Consider the following 17,153-nt stretch of genomic DNA (forward strand, 5'->3'; position numbering starts at 1 on the left):
GGGCTAAAGGCGTCAGGCAGGCGGCATTGTCTGCGCGCCCAAGCAGATCGGCTGCGCTCAGATCGCCCCGGATCACCCGGAACCGATATTGACGGAACACGCGCCCATTCATGCCGATACAGCTGAGCCGCATCAATACCGGGCCGGACGACGTCATCCGAATCGCCAGTGCAATCACAAGCATGATCGGCAGGGTCAGCGGCAGAGTGACCAGCGCAAGCACCAGGTCGACCAGGCGCTTCAGCCTGTTTCCGCCGGAATGGATGCTTTCTCCCAGCGGAGAGTTACACAACGACATGAATGATTCTCGCCCGGTCAGTCAGGGAATTGTATTTCAGACAATAGAAGATGCCTAATTCCACAACGGAACAATTGCAATTTCTATAGCGCCGCCTGTCGGAAACAGTTTTTTCCGTCAAATGGCCTTTTTGTAGCAGTTCTGGGTGTTTTCCGGCGCCAGCGCGCGGCCTTGCACCCGCCTGCGCTGCCAGGACGAGGACCGGAAGAGAGTTTTTACTCTGTCAGCTGGCTCAACGCGACAGAACTTCCATCCTGATGACGCATCATGGAACATCGTTCCGGTTTCGGGTGATATTCTGGAACCGGATTGGCTTTCGCCCGTTCTTATGGGTGTAGCCGCCTGATCATCGCCAGTTGACCCCGATGCCAGCACGAGACCGAATCAAGATGAGCTTTACCCCTGCGACCCGATCCGAGCCCTTTTCCCGCGACGAGGGCTGGCGCGACGTGCTGGTAATCGGCGGTGGCGCAAGCGGGGTGCTCTTTGCGGCCAATTTGCTGCGCCAGGACACCGATCTCCGGGTCACCGTGGTCGAGGGGCGGCATCTCCTGGGGTGCGGCATCGCCTATTCCACCAGTGATCCCGACCATCTGCTGAACACCCGCGTCCATAATATGAGCGCCTTTCCCGATGAGGCCGATCACTTCCTGCACTGGCTGGAGGAGAACGCTGCCGGCAGCCATGACAGCGAGAGTTTCGTCGGTCGCGCCACCTATGGCAGCTACCTCTCCTGCCTGCTGGCGCCCTGGACGGCTTCGGGGCGGCTGGTCTGTATCAAGGCGGATTGTCTGGGGATCAGCGAACGTGAAGGCGGGGTCAAGGCCGAGCTGGATGACGGGCGGCAGCTGAAAGGCGCCTATGCGGTGCTGGCGACCGGCCATGTGGTGCCGAAAGAGGACCCTTCCGGCCTGATCTCCGGCGCCTGGTCGGTCAGCGCGCCGCCCGATGACGGGGCGCCGGTGCTGATCATCGGCACCGGGCTTTCGATGGTGGATCAGGTGCTTTCGCTGGAGCGCGCGGGGCATCAGGGGCAGATCATCGCGATTTCGCGGCGCGGGCTGTTGCCGCGCAGCCATGGGCCGGGGGCGGCGCTGAAGGTGGCGGCGGCGGATGTGCCGCTTGGCGCGCCGGTCAGCCATTTGCTGGCCTGGCTGCGCGGACTGGTCCGCGAGGCCGGTGCCGGGGGTGGCACCTGGCGCTCGGCGGTTGATGGGATCCGGCCCTATGTCAGCCTGATCTGGCAGAATATGACCATCGACCAGCGCAAGCGGTTCCTCCGCCATGCGGCGACCTGGTGGGAGGTGCATCGCCACCGCATCCCGCCCGCCTCCGCCGCGCGGCTTGAGGCGGCGATGGCGGCAGGCCGGCTGCGGATCGAACGGGCGGCCTTTATCCGCGCCGAACCGGCGGCGGGCGAGACCGTCACCGCGGTGATCCAGCCACGCGGTGCCGCCCTGCCCAGCAGTGTGACCGTCGGGCGCATCATCGACTGTCGCGGCATTCGCAATGACCCGGAAAAGAACGCCTCGCCCTTGATGGCGGGGCTGCTGGCCGAGGGCGCGGCGCGGGTCGATCCTTTGCGGATCGGGTTCGAGGTCTCGCCCGAGGCGCGGCTGATCGGCCAGAACGGCGCGGCATCAGAGCGGCTGTTTACCCTGGGCCCGGTCTCGCGCGCCATGTTCTGGGAGATCACGGCAATCCCAGATATCCGGGTCCAGGCTGGTCAGATGGCGCGCTATATCGCGGCCAGAGAAGGCGCGGCGGCGGGCTGAGACCTCAGCCGTGCCCGCTCCGGGAATCGAGCAGCGTCTTGGCGATCAGCGCGACAATCGCAATCATCGTCAGCGTCGAGGCGGCGGCAAAGGCCGCGACCGAGGTGCTCATCTCGTTGTATAAAAGCTCGATCTGCAAGGGCAGCGTATTGGTTTGCCCGGCCACCCGTCCCGAGACCACCGAGACGCCGCCGAACTCACCCACCGCCCGCGCGGCACAGAGCACCGCGCCGTAAAGCAGCGCCCAGCGGATGCCAGGCAGGGTGACATAGCGGAAGACCTGCCAGCCTCTTGCGCCCAGCGTCACGGCGGCCTCCTCCTGTTCCGACCCTTTGGCCAGCATCAAAGGCAGCACCTCGCGCGCGACGAAGGGCGCGGTGACGAAGAGGGTGACGAGGATGATCCCCGGCAGCGCGAAGAGGATGGTGATGTCATGTTCGCGCAGGAAGGGGCCAAGGAAACCCTGGCGACCGTAAAGCAGCAGATAGCTGATGCCGGCGATGATCGGCGAGATCGAGAAGGGGATCTCTACAATCGTCATCAAAAGCCCGCGCCCGGGAAAGCGGAAACGCGCAATCGCCCAGGCCACGGCGATGCCGAAAGCCACATTGACCGGCACCACCACCACGGTGACGATCACCGTCAGCCAGATCGCATGCAGGGTTTCCGGCGTGGTGATGGCGGCCCAGTAGCCGCTGGTGCCCTCGGCAAAGGCCCGCCAGAAGATATAGACCAGCGGCGCAAGGATCAGGAACGCGGTCGTGACCAGCGCCAGCGCGATCAGCACCCGCGCGGTTCTGCGCTCGCCCGCCATGGCAGCATGGCGTCCGGCGGCGACCTGTTCCTGAGCGGTCATCACGGTCATTTGCCCCCCTCGCGGTAGCGCGCGGCGCGAATCTGGAACAGGTTCGACACCAACAGCAAGAGCAGCGCGAAGACCAGCAGGATCAGCGCGATCACCGAAGCGCCGCGATAATCATATTCCTGCAGGCGGATGAAGGCCAGCAGCGAGGCGATCTCGGTCTTGCCGGGCAGGTTGCCGGCGATGAACACCACCGCGCCGAACTCTCCCATCGAGCGCGCCATCGACACGGTGCAGCCGCCCAGCCAGGCCGGCAGGATCGCGGGCAGGATCACTTTCGAGAATGTCTGCCAGGGCGTGGCGCCCAGCGTCTTTGCGGCTTCCTCCAGCGCCGGGTCGAGGTCTTCCAGCACCGGCTGCACCGCGCGCACCACGAAGGGCACCGAGGTGAAGGTCATCGCGATGATGATCCCGGGCAGCGCATAGACGACCTGGATCCCCGCAGCCTCCAGCGGGCCGCCGAACCAGCCTGTCGAGGCGAAAAGCGAGGTCAGCGCGAGGCCCGCCACCGCCGTTGGCAGCGCGAAGGGTATATCCATCATCGCATCCAGCAGCGCGCGACCGCGAAATTCGTAGCGCGTCAGCACCCAGGCCATCAACAGCCCGTAAAACGCATTGATCACCGTCGCAATCGCCGCCGCTGTCACTGTAACCCGCAGCGCATCCAGCGTGCGGGTCGAGGTGACGATCCGGACAAACCTGTCCCAGCCGATCCCGGCGCCCGAGATCATCAGGGCGATGATCGGGATCAGGATGATCACGCTGACATAGAGAAGCGTGGTGCCGAGGCTCAGTGCGAACCCCGGCAATACACGCTTTGGCCGGATACGGGCGAGAGCGACGGTCATTTACAGATCAGTTCTCGAAAACCTGGTCGAGAATGCCGCCCTCGTCGAAGTGTTTGGCCTTGATCTCGGCCCAGCCACCCAGCACATCGACGGTCAGCAGTTTGACCTCGGGGAATTGCGCCGCAACCTCTGCCGCCACATCCTTATCGGTGACGCGGAAGTTTTTGGCTGCCAGTACACGCTGCGCTTCGGGGGTGTAGAGCCAGTTCAGATAGGCGGTTGCCACCTCGACCGTGCCGTTCTTCTCGGCATTTTCCCTGACCAGCGCCACCGGGAAGGCGGCGAAAAGGCTGGTCGCCGGGGTCACACGCTCAAGGCCCGGATATTGCGCGACGATGCCGGCGGTCTCGGCTTCAAACGTGATCAGCACATCGCCGATATTGCGCTCGGCAAAGGTCTGGCTCGACGCCCGCGCGCCGGTGTCGAACACCGGAACGTTGGACAGGAGTTTCTTCACGAACTCGGTCGCCTTGGCCTCATCGCCTCCATTGGCTTCCAGTGCGAAAGCATAGGCCGCGAGATAGGTGTAGCGGGCATTGCCCGACGTGCGCGGATTGGCGAAGACCGGCTGCACATCGTCACGGACCAGATCGCTCCAGTCCTTGATGCCTTTCGGATTGCCTTCGCGCACTACGAAAGCGGGCAGCGAGTAATAGGGCGAGGCGCCATTCGGGAAGGCATTGCGCCAGTCGGCATCAACGAGGCCGCCATCGACCAGCACGTCGATATCGGTCTCCTGGTTGAAGGTCACCACATCTGCGTTCAGACCTTCCAGGATCGCGCGGGCCTGGGCCGACGAGCCGCCATGGCTCTGATCGACGGTCACATCGCGGCCGCTGGTTTCTTTCCAGGTTTTGGCGAAGACCGGGTTCAGCGCCTCGAACAGCTCGCGGCCGATATCATAGCTGACATTGAGGATCTTGTCCTGGGCCAGCGCCGGGGCGGCGGCCAGCACGGCGACTGCAGCAGCCGTGCGGAGCGAAGAGATCAGGCTCATTTCTGTTTCTCCTTAAGGGGAATGTCTTTGAGTTCAGCACTTTGCCCTACCTGGCCGCGCTGGCCGGGGGGCGTTTCGGTAAAGATGGTGCCGGTTTCGACGCGGAGGGTGACGCGCGCGCCGGCCTCCAGCCCGGGGGCGGCGCGGCGCAGGATCTCGACCGCGAACTCCTGGCCTTCCGGGCCGGTCAGCACCGGGCGCAGCACGGCGCCGGTCGAGGTGACCTGTTTCACCCGCCACAGGCCCGCCGCGTCGGGAACAGGCGTCAGATCGGCGGGTCTGATGAACAGCGTCGCCGGGCCATCGGCGAGGGCGCGGCGCTCGATCCGGGACGTATCGACACCCGCCGCCACCGCGCGCCCGGCGCTGATCTGCACCGGAAGCTCAATCGTTGCGCCCATGAACCGCGCCACGAAAGGCGAGGCCGGGTGGTCATGGATCTGGTCGGCGGTGCCGATCTGTTCGATTCGCCCCTCGCCCATGATCACCACCCGGTCGGCCAGCTCGAAAGCCTCATCCTGGTCATGGGTGACGAAGATCGTGGTGGAGCCTGATTCGTCATGGACCGAGCGCAGCCAGGACCGCAGATCGCGGCGCACGGCGGCATCCAGCGCCCCGAACGGCTCATCCAGCAGGAGGACGCGCGGCTCGATCGCCAGCGCACGACCAAGCGCCACCCGCTGCCGCTGCCCGCCGGAAAGCTGGCCGGGCAGGCGGTCAGCCAGATGCGGGATTTGCAAAAACTGCAACAGTTCCATTACCTTGCGCGCGATCACCGCCTTGCCGGGTCGCTCGGCCTTTGGGCGCACCATCAGGCCAAAGGCGATATTGTCGCGCACGGTCATATGCGGAAACAGCGCGTAATGCTGAAAGACGAAACCGATACGGCGGTCGCGGGCGGCAATGGCCAGCCAGTCGGCGCCATCGACATCCAGCCGGCCGGAATCCGGCCAGTCGAGACCCGCAATGATACGCAAAAGCGTGGTCTTGCCCGAGCCGGAAGGCCCGAGAAGCGCGATCAGCTCTCCATCCTCTACCGCGATGTCGATGCCTTTCAGCACCTCATTGCGGCCAAAGCTTTTGCGCAGCTGGGCGATTTCAATGGCCATTGCCGACTCCGGTTGCAGCTTTCCTGATTGCACCGAGCCGCCGGCTTTCGCAAGGAACGATGCTGCGCAAAACCGGCGGGGTCAGAGAATGATGTTCTCTCTGGCCCGGGGTGATCAGGGAGAGAAGCACAGGTTTGTTCCCCTGACGCCGATATTGCCCCGGGCTGACCGCCCGGCCCGGCACTGGCGTTCTTTTATGCGAAAGGGAGTCAGGAAGCGGCATCAAACTCGACCATTATTGTCGTTATTTGATAGCGGCGGCGGCGGTCGGGCACAAGTTCACAAATCGGTCGAAAACCGTGGCAGGATTTCGCCTGGAAGGGCCGGGGGAGAAAACCATTCTCCCGCCCGTCCTGTCTCTGGTCCGTCTTGACCGGCGGGGGGGGCAATGCTACCCAACCGGCCAGACGACGCGCCGATTTGAGAACCAGATTGCGGGCGCGAAAAAAATGCAGCTAAAGCGAAGGCGCCGCCGGCCCTTCGGAAACACGAAGGAGAGGCCCATGGCCAAAACCGCTGTCGCGAGCGATATCACGATCCCTGTCGACTCCATTCACAGCCTGCGGGAAAGCTTTCCCGGCAAGCCGCTGATCTTCGAGATTGATCTCGCGGTCGAGGATTGCTGGGACGGGCTGGAACATCTGGCCGGCGAATTCCGCCGCGCGGGGGCGCGGCTGCGGTTGCTCAGGGCAACCCAAAGCGGGATGATTTCCTGCACCGTCGTCGATGGTGGCAGCGATCTGAGCCAGCTGGCGGCCAGCCTTGCGCCTGGGCGCGGCATCTCGATCGCCGGCTGGACGACCCGCATTCAATATGAGTGACCCCGCGAGTGATCCCGGGCGCGGAGGGTCAGGATGCGCTGTCGCTTTGTCTGTGCAGGGGATCGGCATGCCAGGGCATGAGGCTTTCGCGAAAGGCGGCGGCAATAGCGGCATAGCTGCGGCGCCGGGGGGCGTCGCGGCGCCAGACCATGGTGATCTGCCGGGTCAGGGCCGCCTCGCTCAGCGGTCGCGCCACCACCAGCTGTTCGCGCAGCACCTCGGATCGGACATAAAGCGCCGGCAGCAGCGAGATCCCCATCCCTGTCGCAACCATCTGGCGCAAAGTGTCCAGCGTGGTGCCCTCGTAATCCCGCGCCAGCCTTGCGCCGGTCCAGGAGCAAAGCCGCGTTACCGCCCGCCTCAGTGCCGGCCCACCATCGAAGGCCAGCACCGTCTCGCCCGCCAGTTCTGAGGGCTGAATTTCCGCCAGGCCGGCCAGTCTGTGACCGGCAGGGATCACGGCCAGCATCGGCTCGGTGATCAGCGGCACCTGTTCCACATCGTCGCGCCTGAGTTCGTCGCCCAGCAGGATCACGTCGAAAACCCCCTCAAGCAACTGGCGGATCAGGGTTTCCGGGTGTTCCTCGCGCACATTGATGCGCATTTCGGGCCAGGCGGCGCGCAGCCCCGGCATCGCCACCGACAGCACATAGGCCCCCACCGTCTGAACCACGCCGATGCGCAAGGCGGCCTGGGGTGCTTCAGGATCGCCCCGGCGGGCCACCTCGCGGATATCCTCGATGCCGTCGATCACCGTGCGCGCGCGCCGCGCCACCTCGCGGCCAAGGGGGGTCAGGCTGACCCGGGCGCGGTTGCGCTCGACCAGGCGGGCGCCAAGGCGTTCCTCCAGCGCGCGCAGCTGCATGGAAAGCGTCGGCTGCGCGACATTGCAGATCTCGGCCGCCCGGCTGAAATTCAGCTGATCTGCGACGGCGACAAGGTATCGAAGCTGCTGGAGCGTGGGCATCGCCAGACAGTAGGCGCAGGCGGGGCGGCTGGCAATCGGGGCCTGCGGGCGCGCATTTATGACATATATTCCCCGGCGCCACCAGGATCGGCCCCGCGCGCGGCGTCATCCCTGTGACGGCCGGATTTCGACCAGTCGGTTCTGAACAGCTTTTGCGGAGCGCGGACCATGACCATGGCGCTCTCATTCCCGGCAGAGACCGGGCCGGTGGGGGTCCTGCCGGCCCCCGGTTGCCTTTGCCCGCGAAATAGTGCTGTTCTCGCGGCGTATTCGTTTGCGAAGCGGCAGAAGATGCGTCACGGCGAGAGGTCTTTGCCCATGGGCGAGGCCACAGGCGACAGGACCCGCCAGGGTCAGCCCGGGACAGTGGATGCCGGGCATAGCCGGATCGGGCCTGGGGCCGCCGGTGATGGCGGGATCATGTCCGGCGCCTGCCCTTCTGTCGAAACCGACAGCAAATCCGAGGGTGATCGTCTTGTGGCGCGGGCCAAAGCCGGCGATGCCGGCGCTTTCGAGGCTCTGCTTGCGCTTCATTATCGCTTTATGTTCCGGGTCGCCTGCCGCTGGACCGGCAACCGTGCCGATGCCGAGGATGTGACGCAGACCGTCTGCATGCGGCTGGGCGAGACGATCCGCAGCTTTGACGGGCGCGCCTCATTCCAGGGCTGGCTCTACCGGGTGACGCTGAACGCGGTGCGCGATCAGCAGCGCGCCACTGCGCGGCGCGGGCGGCTGGCGGCGGCGGCGGCTTTGCTCAGCGATGAGGTCCGCCAGGGCGACCAGGAGGACGCGCTGCATGTCGCCGATATCTGGCGGGCGGTGCGGGCTTTGCCCGAAAAGCAGCGCGATGCGATCCTTCTGGTGCATGGCGAGGGGCTCGCCCAGGCCGAGGCCGCCCGGATCATGGGCTGCAAAGAGGTGACGGTGTCCTGGCATATCCACCAGGCCCGCAAAGCATTGAGGGGGGTGTTGTGACCGGCGACCGTGACCCCCTTATCCCGCGTGATCCGCTGGACCGGCTGGCTGAGCTGGCGCTGCCGGGCCCGGATCCGGCGCGGCTCCGCGCGGATATTGCCCGTGCGCGTGAGGCTTTCGTTGCGGCGGGCCTGCCCAAAGCCCGACCGGCGGCCGGGGGGATCGCGCGCTGGCTGTCGCCGCTGCGGTTTGGGCTGGCGGGTTCGACGGCGACCGCCGGGGTGATGGGCTTTTTCCTGCTGCTGCCTTCGGGGCAGATGCCGGACGGGTCAGGTCGCAACGGCGCGGCCGGCGATACCGCCCTTGTGGGTGGGGCTGTGCCCAATGTTGCGGAGACGGGCGCGATCAGCGAATCGGTCGCAGATATGGCCGCAGAAATCGCGGCCCCGGCGCCACCCGCCTCTCCGGTCTCGAAATCGGCCTCGGCGGCGGTGCCGGATATGACCTTGCCGGAAATGCCCCCGTCGGTTGCCGCGGAAGAGGCGTCAGAACTCGCCATGATTGCACCGGCAGCCCCGACTGCACTGCCGCCGGCCCTTGCTCCACCCGCTGCCACCGCTCCCGCCGCGACGCCGTCGGCGGCAGGCAGTGGCGCCCCGGCAAATACGCTGCCGCGCCTTGGTGCGCGGCCCCGCAATGACCCCGGCAATGCCGCGCTGGTGGACCTGGACCTGCCGGAGGAAGAGGCGGAATTCACCGGCTCGCTGGGCTTCTCGCTGTCCGGGGATCAGGACGGGATTTTCCTTGACCGCGAGGAGGGCCGGCTGGCGATCCCGATCTGGGAGACCGCGCCGGGTATCTCGATCCAGATGACCGATGTGTATCTCTTGCCGGCGCGCGGCGGTTTTCCGCAGATTCTGATGATGAAGGGAAAGCTGGGCGATCAGGAGCCCTGGCAGATCTTCCGCGTCGGCGAGGAGGCGGTGACCTTTGACAAGGTGATCACCGATCTGGTGAAGGAGGCGCGCAGCCCGGGCCAGGTCGATGCGATATTGCGCCGCCTGCCGCCGCCGGACTGAGCGTCCTGCCAAGACCAGACCGGATGCAGACCGGGGACAACCGGGCGGCCAGACTGGGTGGCCAGACCGGGCGGTCAGGCCGGGTTCCGGGCCCCCGGGGAAGGCAGCTCCGGTGTCAGCGATTGCGGAAAAGGCCGCGATTTCTGGCCGGCCCGGAGGTATCGGCGGCCCCCGGCAGGCTCAGCTGGCTTTGCCGCATGACCGGGAAATGGGGCTTCGGAGCCTGGTCCGGATGCCGGTTCCTGTCCCGCTCTGTCTCGCGCCTGGCGCGGTCCTTGCGCTCTTCCAGAAGCGCCTGGAGATCGGCCTCGATGACGGTGGTGAAGTCAGGAGACGCTTCGGGCCGGCGTTTGGTGATGGTAAGCCCGCTCAGCACTGCGAAAGACAGGTTGCCGGCAATCACATAGGTCAGGATGACAGCGATGAAACCACCCTCAAGCAGCCAGGCCAGGACGGCGGCTACCAGGCCAACAAACCCGGCGAGAATAATCACGATTGCAACCATTTTGACGGCTCTTCTCTGATTGCAGGCGTTGCAGCATTCTGCGGCAACTCAACTTATAGTAGTTTTGGTGCCGAATCTGGCGAAATCGTGGCAAGTTCCGGGTCAAATCGTGCAAGGCCGGCAGATGGCAGCAGAGGGTGGCAGTGTTACGGGCCAGGGGCCGGCAGGGTGATCACCTGTTCCAGCCCGCCATCGGGATGGTTGCGGATCGCCAGACTGCCGCCGAACCGCGCAAGAATCTCGCGCGCGATGGCAAGGCCCAGCCCGGCCCCGGGAATCCCCTTCTGCCGCGCCGGATCAACGCGGAAAAACGGCTCGAACACCCGGTCGATCAGCGGCCCGGGGATGCCGGGGCCAAGGTCGCGAATGGTGATCACCGCCTGCGGCCCATCGCTTTGCAGGCTGACCGTGCCGCCGCCGCCATGCGTTGCCGCATTGGCCATCAGATTGCGCAAGGCCCGTTTCAGCGCCAGCGGCGCGGCAGTGACGGTAAGCGGCGGTGCGGGGTCGAGCCGCATCTCCTGACCGATCTCGGTCATTTCGCCGGCGATTGTCTGCACCATCTGGTCAAGGCGCAGCGGCTCGGCCAGATCGCCGCCGGCCTCTTCGCGCACGAGGCGGATGGCGCTGTCGGCGATCTGGTCCAGTTCCTCCAGATCGGCCAGCCAGCGGGCACGCTCCTCGTCATCCGGGATGAATTCCGCCCGCAGCCGCATCCGGGTCATCGGCGTGCGCAGGTCATGGCCGGCCGCCGCAACCAGGCGCATCCGGCTTTCCATCGCCCGCGTCAGCCGCTCGGACAGCCGGTTCAGCGCCCGCGCCGTTGCCCGCACCTCGGCCGGTCCGGTCTCGGGGACCGGCGGCAGCGTGGCATCGGTGCCGATGCGGGAGGCGGCATCCTCCATCAGCTCGATCGGGCGGCTGAGGCGGCGGGCGGCATACCAGGACACCGCCACCGAGCCGACGACGATCATCGCGATCCAGATGCCGAGGATCAGCCAGCGATCTTCGGGGGGCGAGGGATCGGGCACCGGGGTCAGGAGCCAGCCCCCCCCGGAGAGTGCGACCGAGGCGATCAGACGGCCGCCCTCGCGGCTGACGATGATCTTGCGCGGCGGGCCGGTGCGGGTCATCGCATGGGAGAGGAAGATGCTCATACGTTCAAGCACCGCGCCCTTGGCGGGCCGGTCGGATACCGCGCCGCCGGCAGCGCTCAACAGACCCGGATCGCGGGCGGCGAGTTCGGCCAGAACATGGATCTGGCGGGCGACCGGCTCGATGGTGGTCTCGGGATTGGGTGGTTGCAGCGCCCGGCTGGCAGCCAGCGTCGCCAGCCCGACCACGGTAAGGATCGCCACGATCAGAAGCGCGGTGATGCGGGCGCTGAGGGAGGTCACGTCTGCCCCCCCGGCTGCAGCGACGGGACCGGAGCCCCGCCCCGCGCCTCGCCCTGTGCCTCGACGGGCAGCACCAGCTGATAGCCGCCGTTCCGCACCGTGCGGAACACCGCCTCACCGGTCTTGTCACCCAGCTTGCGGCGCAGCCGGCTCATCAGCACGTCGATCGAGCGGTCAAACGGATCGCGGTCGCGTCCCTGGGTCAGATCCAGCAGCTGATCGCGCGACAGAAGGCGGCCGGGGCGTTCCAGAAACACCCGCAAGAGATCGAACTCGGCCCCGGTCAGGCTGATTTCTTCACCATCCGGAGCCTCGACCCGGCGCATCTCGACGTCAATCGCAAAGCCCGCCATCTGGTAGCGGTGACGCGGCCCGGCCCCGGCGGGCGTGGAGGGTTCGGGCGCCGCACGGCGCAGGACCGAACGGATCCGCGCCACCAGCTCGCGCGGGTTGAAGGGCTTGCCAAGATAGTCATCTGCGCCGATTTCCAGCCCGATGATGCGGTCGATATCCTCTTTCAGCGCGGTCAGCATGATGATCGCAAGCGAGGGGAAACGCGCGCGAAGATCGCGGCAGATATCCAGCCCCGACCCGTCGGGCAGCATCACATCCAGCACCACCAGATCCGGCAAAGGCCCGGCCTGACGGGCCTCGCTCAGCCGCGCCTCGGCCTCGCGCCGGCTGGCGGCAGTCTGCACCCGGAAGGCCTGGCCCGTAAGATAGCGGGCCAGCAATGTCCTGATCTCGCTGTCATCATCGACGATCAGGACCAGGGGTGCCTGTTGGCTGGTCTGCTGCATTATCTGGCTCCGGGGCTGCGCATGCGGCTCTTATACGGGCTTACCGCCCCGCCCGGGGGAGGGAATTGTAACGAAAGCTTTCCCATCCGGTGCTGGCAATCTTCGGTTACAAAAATCCCCCCGCCGGAAACAGTTTGTAACCGCCGGGACCAGCGCCGGATACAGGCAGGGGCCAGTTTCACCGCATCACCAGTGACGAAAGGGATACTGCGATGCAACGCACCGTAATGAGCAGCCTGCTGGTTGCCGCCATGATCGCGGGCGCCGTGGCGCCTGCCATGGCAGAAGAGCGCCGCCCGCCGCCTTCGGGACAGGAGGGCCCCCGCGACGGCGGGAAGGCCGGCCATGCGGGCAAAGACCGCGATGAACACCGGGGCGGCCCGCAAATGGAGCGCGGGCAGGGTGGCAATCCGGGCCTGAAACTGGCGCAGGGGCTGGCAGGGCTTGAGACCTATATCGGGGTGACCCCGGATCAGGCTCAGGCCTGGCGCGCCTATACCGATGCGCTGATCGCCTTTGCCGAGGCGGATGCACCGCACCCCGGCCCGCTCTCTCAGGATGCAGCGCCGGCCGGGCCGCCGCGCCTGATGGCCGACCGCCTCGCCGAACGCGCGATTGCAAAAGGCGAGCGGGCCGAAAAGCTGCAGGCCGCCGCCGCGACGCTGCGCGCCACGCTGAGTGATGCGCAACTGGCGCGGCTGATCGGGGCTGAGGCGCCGCCGAAAGGCCCGCACGGCCCCGGCTTTGATGCGGATGGTGGCCCCGAAGGGAACCGCCCCTTCGGCCCGCCGCCCGCCGACGCGCCGCTGCAATAAGCGGGGGCCATTCCCGGAGGCCCTGGCCCCCATTCCCGGGCCTCCGCATCAGATTTGTTGCTGTCACACAAGGAATTCCCCCATGCGCCGCCCGTCCATCTTCGCACTGATTGCCATTGCCAGCACTGCCGCACTCTCTTTCGCAACCCTGCCCGCCCCGGCGCAGAGCCGGGGTGGCAACAATTGCCCGCCCGATCAGGCCCAATGCATCGACAAAGGCGGCAAGGCGCCGGGTGGGCGGCAGGGGGCAGGGCCGAAAACCCCCACGCCCGGCAAGGGCCAGGGCCAGCAAGCGGGCAGACAGCCGGGTGCGGGGCAGGGCCATAACAAGGCGAAGACGGCCCATGCCAGCCCGAAGAAAGGCGACAGCGCCCGGGAAGGCAGCCCGTTCCAACGGGCCCCGAACAGCCGTTTCGGCGTGCCGCCGAGGGGCCAGGAATACCGTGTGGTTGGTGACCATCTGGTGCTGGCCGACAGCCAGTCTATGCGGGTGGTCGCGGTGATTGGTCTGCTCTCCTCGCTGCTGAACTGATCCCTTCCAGCCCGAACCGGCCCCACCCGGAGAATGATGATGAAACGCAGAACCCTGATCGCCGGCTTTGCCGCGCTTGCCCTGGCGGGCGGGCTGGGCTGGGCTGTGCTGGGCAGCAGCACGCCGGCCAGCCTGCCGGTCAGTGCCAGAACCAGCACCGGCACGGTGGTGAAATCCGTCCTCGCCACCGGCATGCTTGAGGCGAAGGAGCTGGTCAGCGTCGGCGCCCGGGTCTCCGGCCAGATAGAGACGCTGGCGGTCTCGCTGGGGCAGCCGGTGAAGGCGGGTGATCTGATCGCGCAGATCGACAGCCAGGACCAGCAGAACAATGTCCTCCAGGCCGAGGCGGCGCTGGCCAATATCGCGGCGCAGATCTCGGCCAAAGAGGCCACGCTGAACCGCGCAGAACTGGCACTGGCGCGGCAGCAGAAACTCGGCTCGCAAAGCTATGCCAGCCAGGAGGCGGTCGAGACGGCCGAGGCCGATGTGCTGGTCTATAAGGCCGATCTGGAGTCGCTCAGGGCGCAGAAATCCAGCGCCGGGGTGACGCTTGCCACCGCCCGCAATGCGCTGGAACGCACGAAGATCACCGCGCCGATCTCGGGCACCATCGTTGCGGTGGTGGTGAAACAGGGCCAGACGGTGAATTCGGCGCAATCGGCGCCCACCATCGTCAAGATCGCGGATCTGTCAACGATGCTGGTCAAGGTCGAGATTTCCGAGGCCGATGTGATGAATGTCGAGCCCGGGCAGAGCGCCGGCTTCACCACGCTGGGCGCCCCGGGCGAAACCTTCACCGCCTATATGGCCGAGATCGAGCCCGCGCCGGCTGCCATCGCCGACAGCGACACCATCTCATCGGACAGCGCCATTTATTACAACGGCTTGCTGGAAGTGGCCAATCCGGAGGGCCGGCTCCGGATCGGCATGAGCGCCGAGGTCTCGATCGAGCTTGACCGCGCCGATGGGGTGCTGGTGGTGCCCTCTTCGGCGGTGAAGACCGATGCCGCCGGCAGCTATGTCGAGATCCTCGACCGCCCCGATGGCAGCCCGGAACGCCGCGATGTCTCGGTCGGGCTGAACAACAAGATCACGGCCGAAATCCGGGACGGGCTGCGCGAGGGCGATATGGTCGTGACCGGCACAGAGGTCGCCCCTGCCACCACTTCCGGCCAGGACCGCATGGGCGGCCCGCCGCCGATGTTCTGAGGGCGTCGCCATGACCAATGTGACCCGGCTTGCCGATCATCGCCCGATCCTTTCGGTGCGCGGCATCTCGCGCAGTTTCGCCGCCGGCGAAGAGACCGTTACCGTGCTGCAAGGTGTCGATCTCGACATTTACCCGGGCGAGATGGTGGCGATCATCGGTGCCTCGGGCTCGGGCAAATCGACGCTGATGAATATTCTCGGCTGCCTCGACCGCCCCAGCGAGGGAACCTACCTGTTCGATGGTCGCGATGTGGGGGGACTTGATGCCGATCAGCAGGCGGAACTCAGGCGCGAGCATTTCGGCTTTATCTTTCAGCGCTATCAGCTGCTGGGCGATCTGGATGCGGTCGGAAATGTCGAGGTGCCGGCGATCTATGCCGGCGAGACCCGTGCCGCCCGCACCACCCGCGCGCGCGAATTGCTGATGCGCCTTGGCCTTGGCCAGCGGCTGGATCACCACCCGTCCGAACTGTCCGGTGGTCAGCAGCAGCGTGTATCCGTCGCACGCGCGCTGATGAATGGCGGCGAGGTGATCCTCGCCGATGAGCCGACCGGCGCGCTTGACACCAAAAGCTCGGCGGAACTGATCCGGCTTTTGCAGGAGCTGAACGGCCAGGGCCATACGATCATCATGGTGACCCATGATCCGAAAGTCGCCGCCAATGCCCATCGCATCATCGAGATCAGCGACGGAACTATCGTCGCTGATAATGGCCCTTCTGCCGTGGGGAATGAGCAGAAGGGCCAGGGCCGCCCCACCGAGGTCGAGAGACCGGTCCCCAGACGTCGCGGGGCGGCCATCCTGGCGGTCACACGCCTCTCAGAGGCGCTGAATATGGCGGTCACCGCCATGCTGGCGCATCGGATGCGCAGCTTTCTGACCATGCTGGGGATCATCATCGGCATCGCCTCGGTGGTGCTGGTGGTGGCGCTTGGCTCGGGGTCGCAGCAAAAGGTGCTGGAGAATATCTCCTCGCTCGGCACCAATACGATCACCATCCGCGCGGGCACCGGATTCGGCGCAAGAAACGCCAGCCGGATCGAGACGCTGATGCCCGCAGACGCGACCGCGCTGGCGGGCGAGAGCTATACGGCGGGCGTCTCACCGGCGGTCACCGCCAATGCCTCGGCGCGTTTTGCCGGCACCGAGGCGACGGTGCAGATCCAGGGCGTGACCAATGATTACTTCCCGCTGCACTCCTATACCACGGTGACGGGCAGCCTGTTCGATGCCCCGGATCTGGAAGATCGCGCCCAGGTCGCGGTGATCGACGAAGATACCCGCGACACATTCTTCGACGCGGGCGAAGATCCGGTCGGCCAGGTGCTGCAACTGGGCAGCGTGCCGGTTCGGATCATCGGCGTGGTCCGGGCTTCGGGCGCGAGTTTCGGCCCCGGTTCGCTCAATGTCTGGCTGCCTTATACCACCGTGATGGCGCGGGTCTCGGGGCAGAAATTCCTCAGCAGCATCACCGTCCAGGTTGCCGATGGCTATGAGATGGATCAGGCCCAGGCGCAGATCACCGCGCTTTTGCTCGACCGCCATGGGGTGCAGGATTTCTTCCTGCAAAACAGCGACACCATCCGCGAGACGATCACATCGACCACCCGGACCATGACGCTGCTGGTGGCGGCGATTGCGGTGATCAGCCTGGTGGTCGGCGGCATCGGCGTGATGAATATCATGCTGGTTTCGGTGACCGAGCGCACAAGGGAAATCGGCGTCCGCGTCGCCATCGGGGCGCGCCGCTCCGACATCATCGCGCAATTCCTGATCGAGGCGGTGCTGGTCTGTTTCATCGGCGGCGTGCTGGGGGTGGGGCTGGCGCTTGGCGGCGGCTGGCTGGCCGGAAGCCTCTCCGATTCCGTCCGGATCAGCTTTTCGGCGCTGTCGATTGTGGCGGCCTTCCTTTCCTCGACGCTGATCGGAATCACCTTCGGCTATCTGCCGGCGCGTTCGGCGGCGCGGCTGGATCCGGTGGTGGCGCTGAGCCGGGAATAGGGGCAGGTGAGGGCGCGTCTTGCGGTAAAGGCGTGCCATTTTGCCGCCCGGCATGCCGCGATGCGGCAAAAGCGGCGAATAATATTCTTCTCTCTGCCGGGAGGGGTGTGATCCACCGGCGCAGGCCCTGGCAGCATCAAACTGCTGCCAGGGCGTTCTCAGAGGAAAGAAACCTCTCTTGGCCGGGTTCCTCGTGATGCAGGGTCAGGGCGTTTCAGCGCC

General features: G+C 66.1%; 17 protein-coding genes. 8 read left to right on the top strand and 9 right to left on the bottom strand.

Annotated elements, in window-relative coordinates:
* The coding region (locus DRF71_RS24915; RefSeq protein ID WP_198672361.1) for a sugar transferase at positions 1 to 298 on the bottom strand (298 nt) is incomplete at its 3' end.
* Between the two features lie 389 nt (positions 299 to 687).
* Between DRF71_RS24915 and DRF71_RS24920 the strand changes: the two genes are divergently transcribed.
* Positions 688 to 2,073 carry an FAD/NAD(P)-binding protein gene (locus tag DRF71_RS24920; protein WP_112313150.1) on the top strand — a complete coding sequence of 462 codons (1,386 nt, stop codon included), beginning with the start codon at positions 688 to 690 and terminating at the stop codon, positions 2,071 to 2,073.
* Positions 2,074 to 2,077: 4 nt separating this feature from the next.
* Here the strand turns inward: DRF71_RS24920 and cysW are convergent, their stop codons facing one another.
* Genes cysW through DRF71_RS24940 form a run of 4 tightly spaced genes read right to left on the bottom strand, consistent with a single transcriptional unit; the run spans position 2,078 to position 5,889 of the window.
* Complete coding sequence (gene cysW, locus DRF71_RS24925) at positions 2,078 to 2,929, bottom strand: sulfate ABC transporter permease subunit CysW (protein WP_408634568.1); 852 nt, start codon at positions 2,927 to 2,929, stop codon at positions 2,078 to 2,080.
* A gap of 5 nt (positions 2,930 to 2,934) precedes the next feature.
* Complete coding sequence (gene cysT, locus DRF71_RS24930; RefSeq protein ID WP_112313151.1) at positions 2,935 to 3,783, bottom strand: sulfate ABC transporter permease subunit CysT; 849 nt, start codon at positions 3,781 to 3,783, stop codon at positions 2,935 to 2,937.
* Positions 3,784 to 3,790: 7 nt separating this feature from the next.
* A complete protein-coding gene (locus DRF71_RS24935) occupies positions 3,791 to 4,771 on the bottom strand; it encodes a sulfate ABC transporter substrate-binding protein (protein ID WP_408634569.1) in 981 nt (326 codons plus the stop codon).
* Between the two features lie 5 nt (positions 4,772 to 4,776).
* On the bottom strand, positions 4,777 to 5,889 hold the full coding sequence (locus DRF71_RS24940) for a sulfate/molybdate ABC transporter ATP-binding protein (RefSeq protein ID WP_112313153.1): 1,113 nt from the start codon (positions 5,887 to 5,889) through the stop codon (positions 4,777 to 4,779).
* 503 nt (positions 5,890 to 6,392) lie between these two features.
* On the opposite strand from DRF71_RS24940, the gene DRF71_RS24945 reads away from it, so the two are divergent.
* Positions 6,393 to 6,710: a hypothetical protein gene (locus DRF71_RS24945; protein ID WP_112313154.1), complete on the top strand. Its 318-nt coding sequence runs from the start codon at positions 6,393 to 6,395 to the stop codon at positions 6,708 to 6,710.
* A 28-nt stretch (positions 6,711 to 6,738) separates the two neighbouring features.
* Here the strand turns inward: DRF71_RS24945 and DRF71_RS24950 are convergent, their stop codons facing one another.
* Positions 6,739 to 7,677 (bottom strand): hydrogen peroxide-inducible genes activator, encoded by a 939-nt coding sequence (locus tag DRF71_RS24950; protein ID WP_112313155.1) that lies wholly within the window; start codon positions 7,675 to 7,677, stop codon positions 6,739 to 6,741.
* A 318-nt stretch (positions 7,678 to 7,995) separates the two neighbouring features.
* Between DRF71_RS24950 and DRF71_RS24955 the strand changes: the two genes are divergently transcribed.
* Together DRF71_RS24955 and DRF71_RS24960 are read left to right on the top strand one after the other, a co-directional pair.
* On the top strand, positions 7,996 to 8,652 hold the full coding sequence (locus DRF71_RS24955) for an RNA polymerase sigma factor (protein WP_198672362.1): 657 nt from the start codon (positions 7,996 to 7,998) through the stop codon (positions 8,650 to 8,652).
* Entirely contained in the window at positions 8,649 to 9,671 is a 1,023-nt protein-coding gene (locus tag DRF71_RS24960; protein ID WP_112313156.1) for a hypothetical protein, read from the top strand. Before DRF71_RS24955 ends, DRF71_RS24960 begins: the two co-directional genes overlap by 4 nt.
* A 115-nt stretch (positions 9,672 to 9,786) precedes the next feature.
* On the opposite strand, the gene DRF71_RS24965 is transcribed toward DRF71_RS24960, so the two are convergent.
* From DRF71_RS24965 to DRF71_RS24975, 3 genes are all read right to left on the bottom strand, one after another.
* A complete protein-coding gene (locus DRF71_RS24965) occupies positions 9,787 to 10,176 on the bottom strand; it encodes a hypothetical protein (protein ID WP_112313157.1) in 390 nt (129 codons plus the stop codon).
* Positions 10,177 to 10,322: 146 nt separating this feature from the next.
* Complete coding sequence (locus DRF71_RS24970; RefSeq protein ID WP_112313158.1) at positions 10,323 to 11,573, bottom strand: ATP-binding protein; 1,251 nt, start codon at positions 11,571 to 11,573, stop codon at positions 10,323 to 10,325.
* Positions 11,570 to 12,373, bottom strand: a complete 804-nt coding sequence (locus DRF71_RS24975; RefSeq protein ID WP_112313159.1) for a response regulator transcription factor — start codon at positions 12,371 to 12,373, stop codon at positions 11,570 to 11,572. The genes DRF71_RS24970 and DRF71_RS24975 overlap by 4 nt, the downstream gene beginning before the upstream one ends.
* Positions 12,374 to 12,585: 212 nt before the next feature.
* On the opposite strand from DRF71_RS24975, the gene DRF71_RS24980 reads away from it, so the two are divergent.
* The 4 genes from DRF71_RS24980 (at position 12,586) to DRF71_RS24995 (ending at position 16,931) form a co-directional block, all read left to right on the top strand.
* Entirely contained in the window at positions 12,586 to 13,188 is a 603-nt protein-coding gene (locus DRF71_RS24980) for a hypothetical protein (RefSeq protein ID WP_157971275.1), read from the top strand.
* 82 nt (positions 13,189 to 13,270) lie between these two features.
* The gene (locus DRF71_RS24985) at positions 13,271 to 13,720 is read left to right on the top strand and encodes a hypothetical protein (protein ID WP_112313161.1); all 450 of its coding nucleotides are present in this window, start codon (positions 13,271 to 13,273) and stop codon (positions 13,718 to 13,720) included.
* Positions 13,721 to 13,759: 39 nt separating this feature from the next.
* Positions 13,760 to 14,929, top strand: coding sequence for an efflux RND transporter periplasmic adaptor subunit (locus DRF71_RS24990; protein WP_157971276.1), 1,170 nt, complete (start codon positions 13,760 to 13,762; stop codon positions 14,927 to 14,929).
* Positions 14,930 to 14,939: 10 nt separating this feature from the next.
* Positions 14,940 to 16,931 (top strand): MacB family efflux pump subunit, encoded by a 1,992-nt coding sequence (locus tag DRF71_RS24995; protein ID WP_112313163.1) that lies wholly within the window; start codon positions 14,940 to 14,942, stop codon positions 16,929 to 16,931.
* Positions 16,932 to 17,153 lie beyond the last annotated feature (222 nt).

The organism is Pseudogemmobacter bohemicus (assembly GCF_003290025.1).
In the GTDB taxonomy this organism is placed as follows: Bacteria; Pseudomonadota; Alphaproteobacteria; order Rhodobacterales; family Rhodobacteraceae; genus Pseudogemmobacter; species Pseudogemmobacter bohemicus.

What these genes read in the sequence shown, in the direction of transcription:
- DRF71_RS24920 (WP_112313150.1), top strand. Translation starts at nt 688, where the DNA reads ATGAGCTTTACCCCTGCGACCCGATCCGAGCCCTTTTCCCGCGACGAG.
- cysW (WP_408634568.1), bottom strand. Translation starts at nt 2,929, where the DNA reads ATGACCGCTCAGGAACAGGTCGCCGCCGGACGCCATGCTGCCATGGCG.
- cysT (WP_112313151.1), bottom strand. Translation starts at nt 3,783, where the DNA reads ATGACCGTCGCTCTCGCCCGTATCCGGCCAAAGCGTGTATTGCCGGGG.
- DRF71_RS24940 (WP_112313153.1), bottom strand. Translation starts at nt 5,889, where the DNA reads ATGGCCATTGAAATCGCCCAGCTGCGCAAAAGCTTTGGCCGCAATGAG.
- DRF71_RS24945 (WP_112313154.1), top strand. Translation starts at nt 6,393, where the DNA reads ATGGCCAAAACCGCTGTCGCGAGCGATATCACGATCCCTGTCGACTCC.
- DRF71_RS24950 (WP_112313155.1), bottom strand. Translation starts at nt 7,677, where the DNA reads ATGCCCACGCTCCAGCAGCTTCGATACCTTGTCGCCGTCGCAGATCAG.
- DRF71_RS24955 (WP_198672362.1), top strand. Translation starts at nt 7,996, where the DNA reads ATGGGCGAGGCCACAGGCGACAGGACCCGCCAGGGTCAGCCCGGGACA.
- DRF71_RS24965 (WP_112313157.1), bottom strand. Translation starts at nt 10,176, where the DNA reads ATGGTTGCAATCGTGATTATTCTCGCCGGGTTTGTTGGCCTGGTAGCC.
- DRF71_RS24975 (WP_112313159.1), bottom strand. Translation starts at nt 12,373, where the DNA reads ATGCAGCAGACCAGCCAACAGGCACCCCTGGTCCTGATCGTCGATGAT.
- DRF71_RS24980 (WP_157971275.1), top strand. Translation starts at nt 12,586, where the DNA reads ATGCAACGCACCGTAATGAGCAGCCTGCTGGTTGCCGCCATGATCGCG.
- DRF71_RS24985 (WP_112313161.1), top strand. Translation starts at nt 13,271, where the DNA reads ATGCGCCGCCCGTCCATCTTCGCACTGATTGCCATTGCCAGCACTGCC.
- DRF71_RS24990 (WP_157971276.1), top strand. Translation starts at nt 13,760, where the DNA reads ATGAAACGCAGAACCCTGATCGCCGGCTTTGCCGCGCTTGCCCTGGCG.
- DRF71_RS24995 (WP_112313163.1), top strand. Translation starts at nt 14,940, where the DNA reads ATGACCAATGTGACCCGGCTTGCCGATCATCGCCCGATCCTTTCGGTG.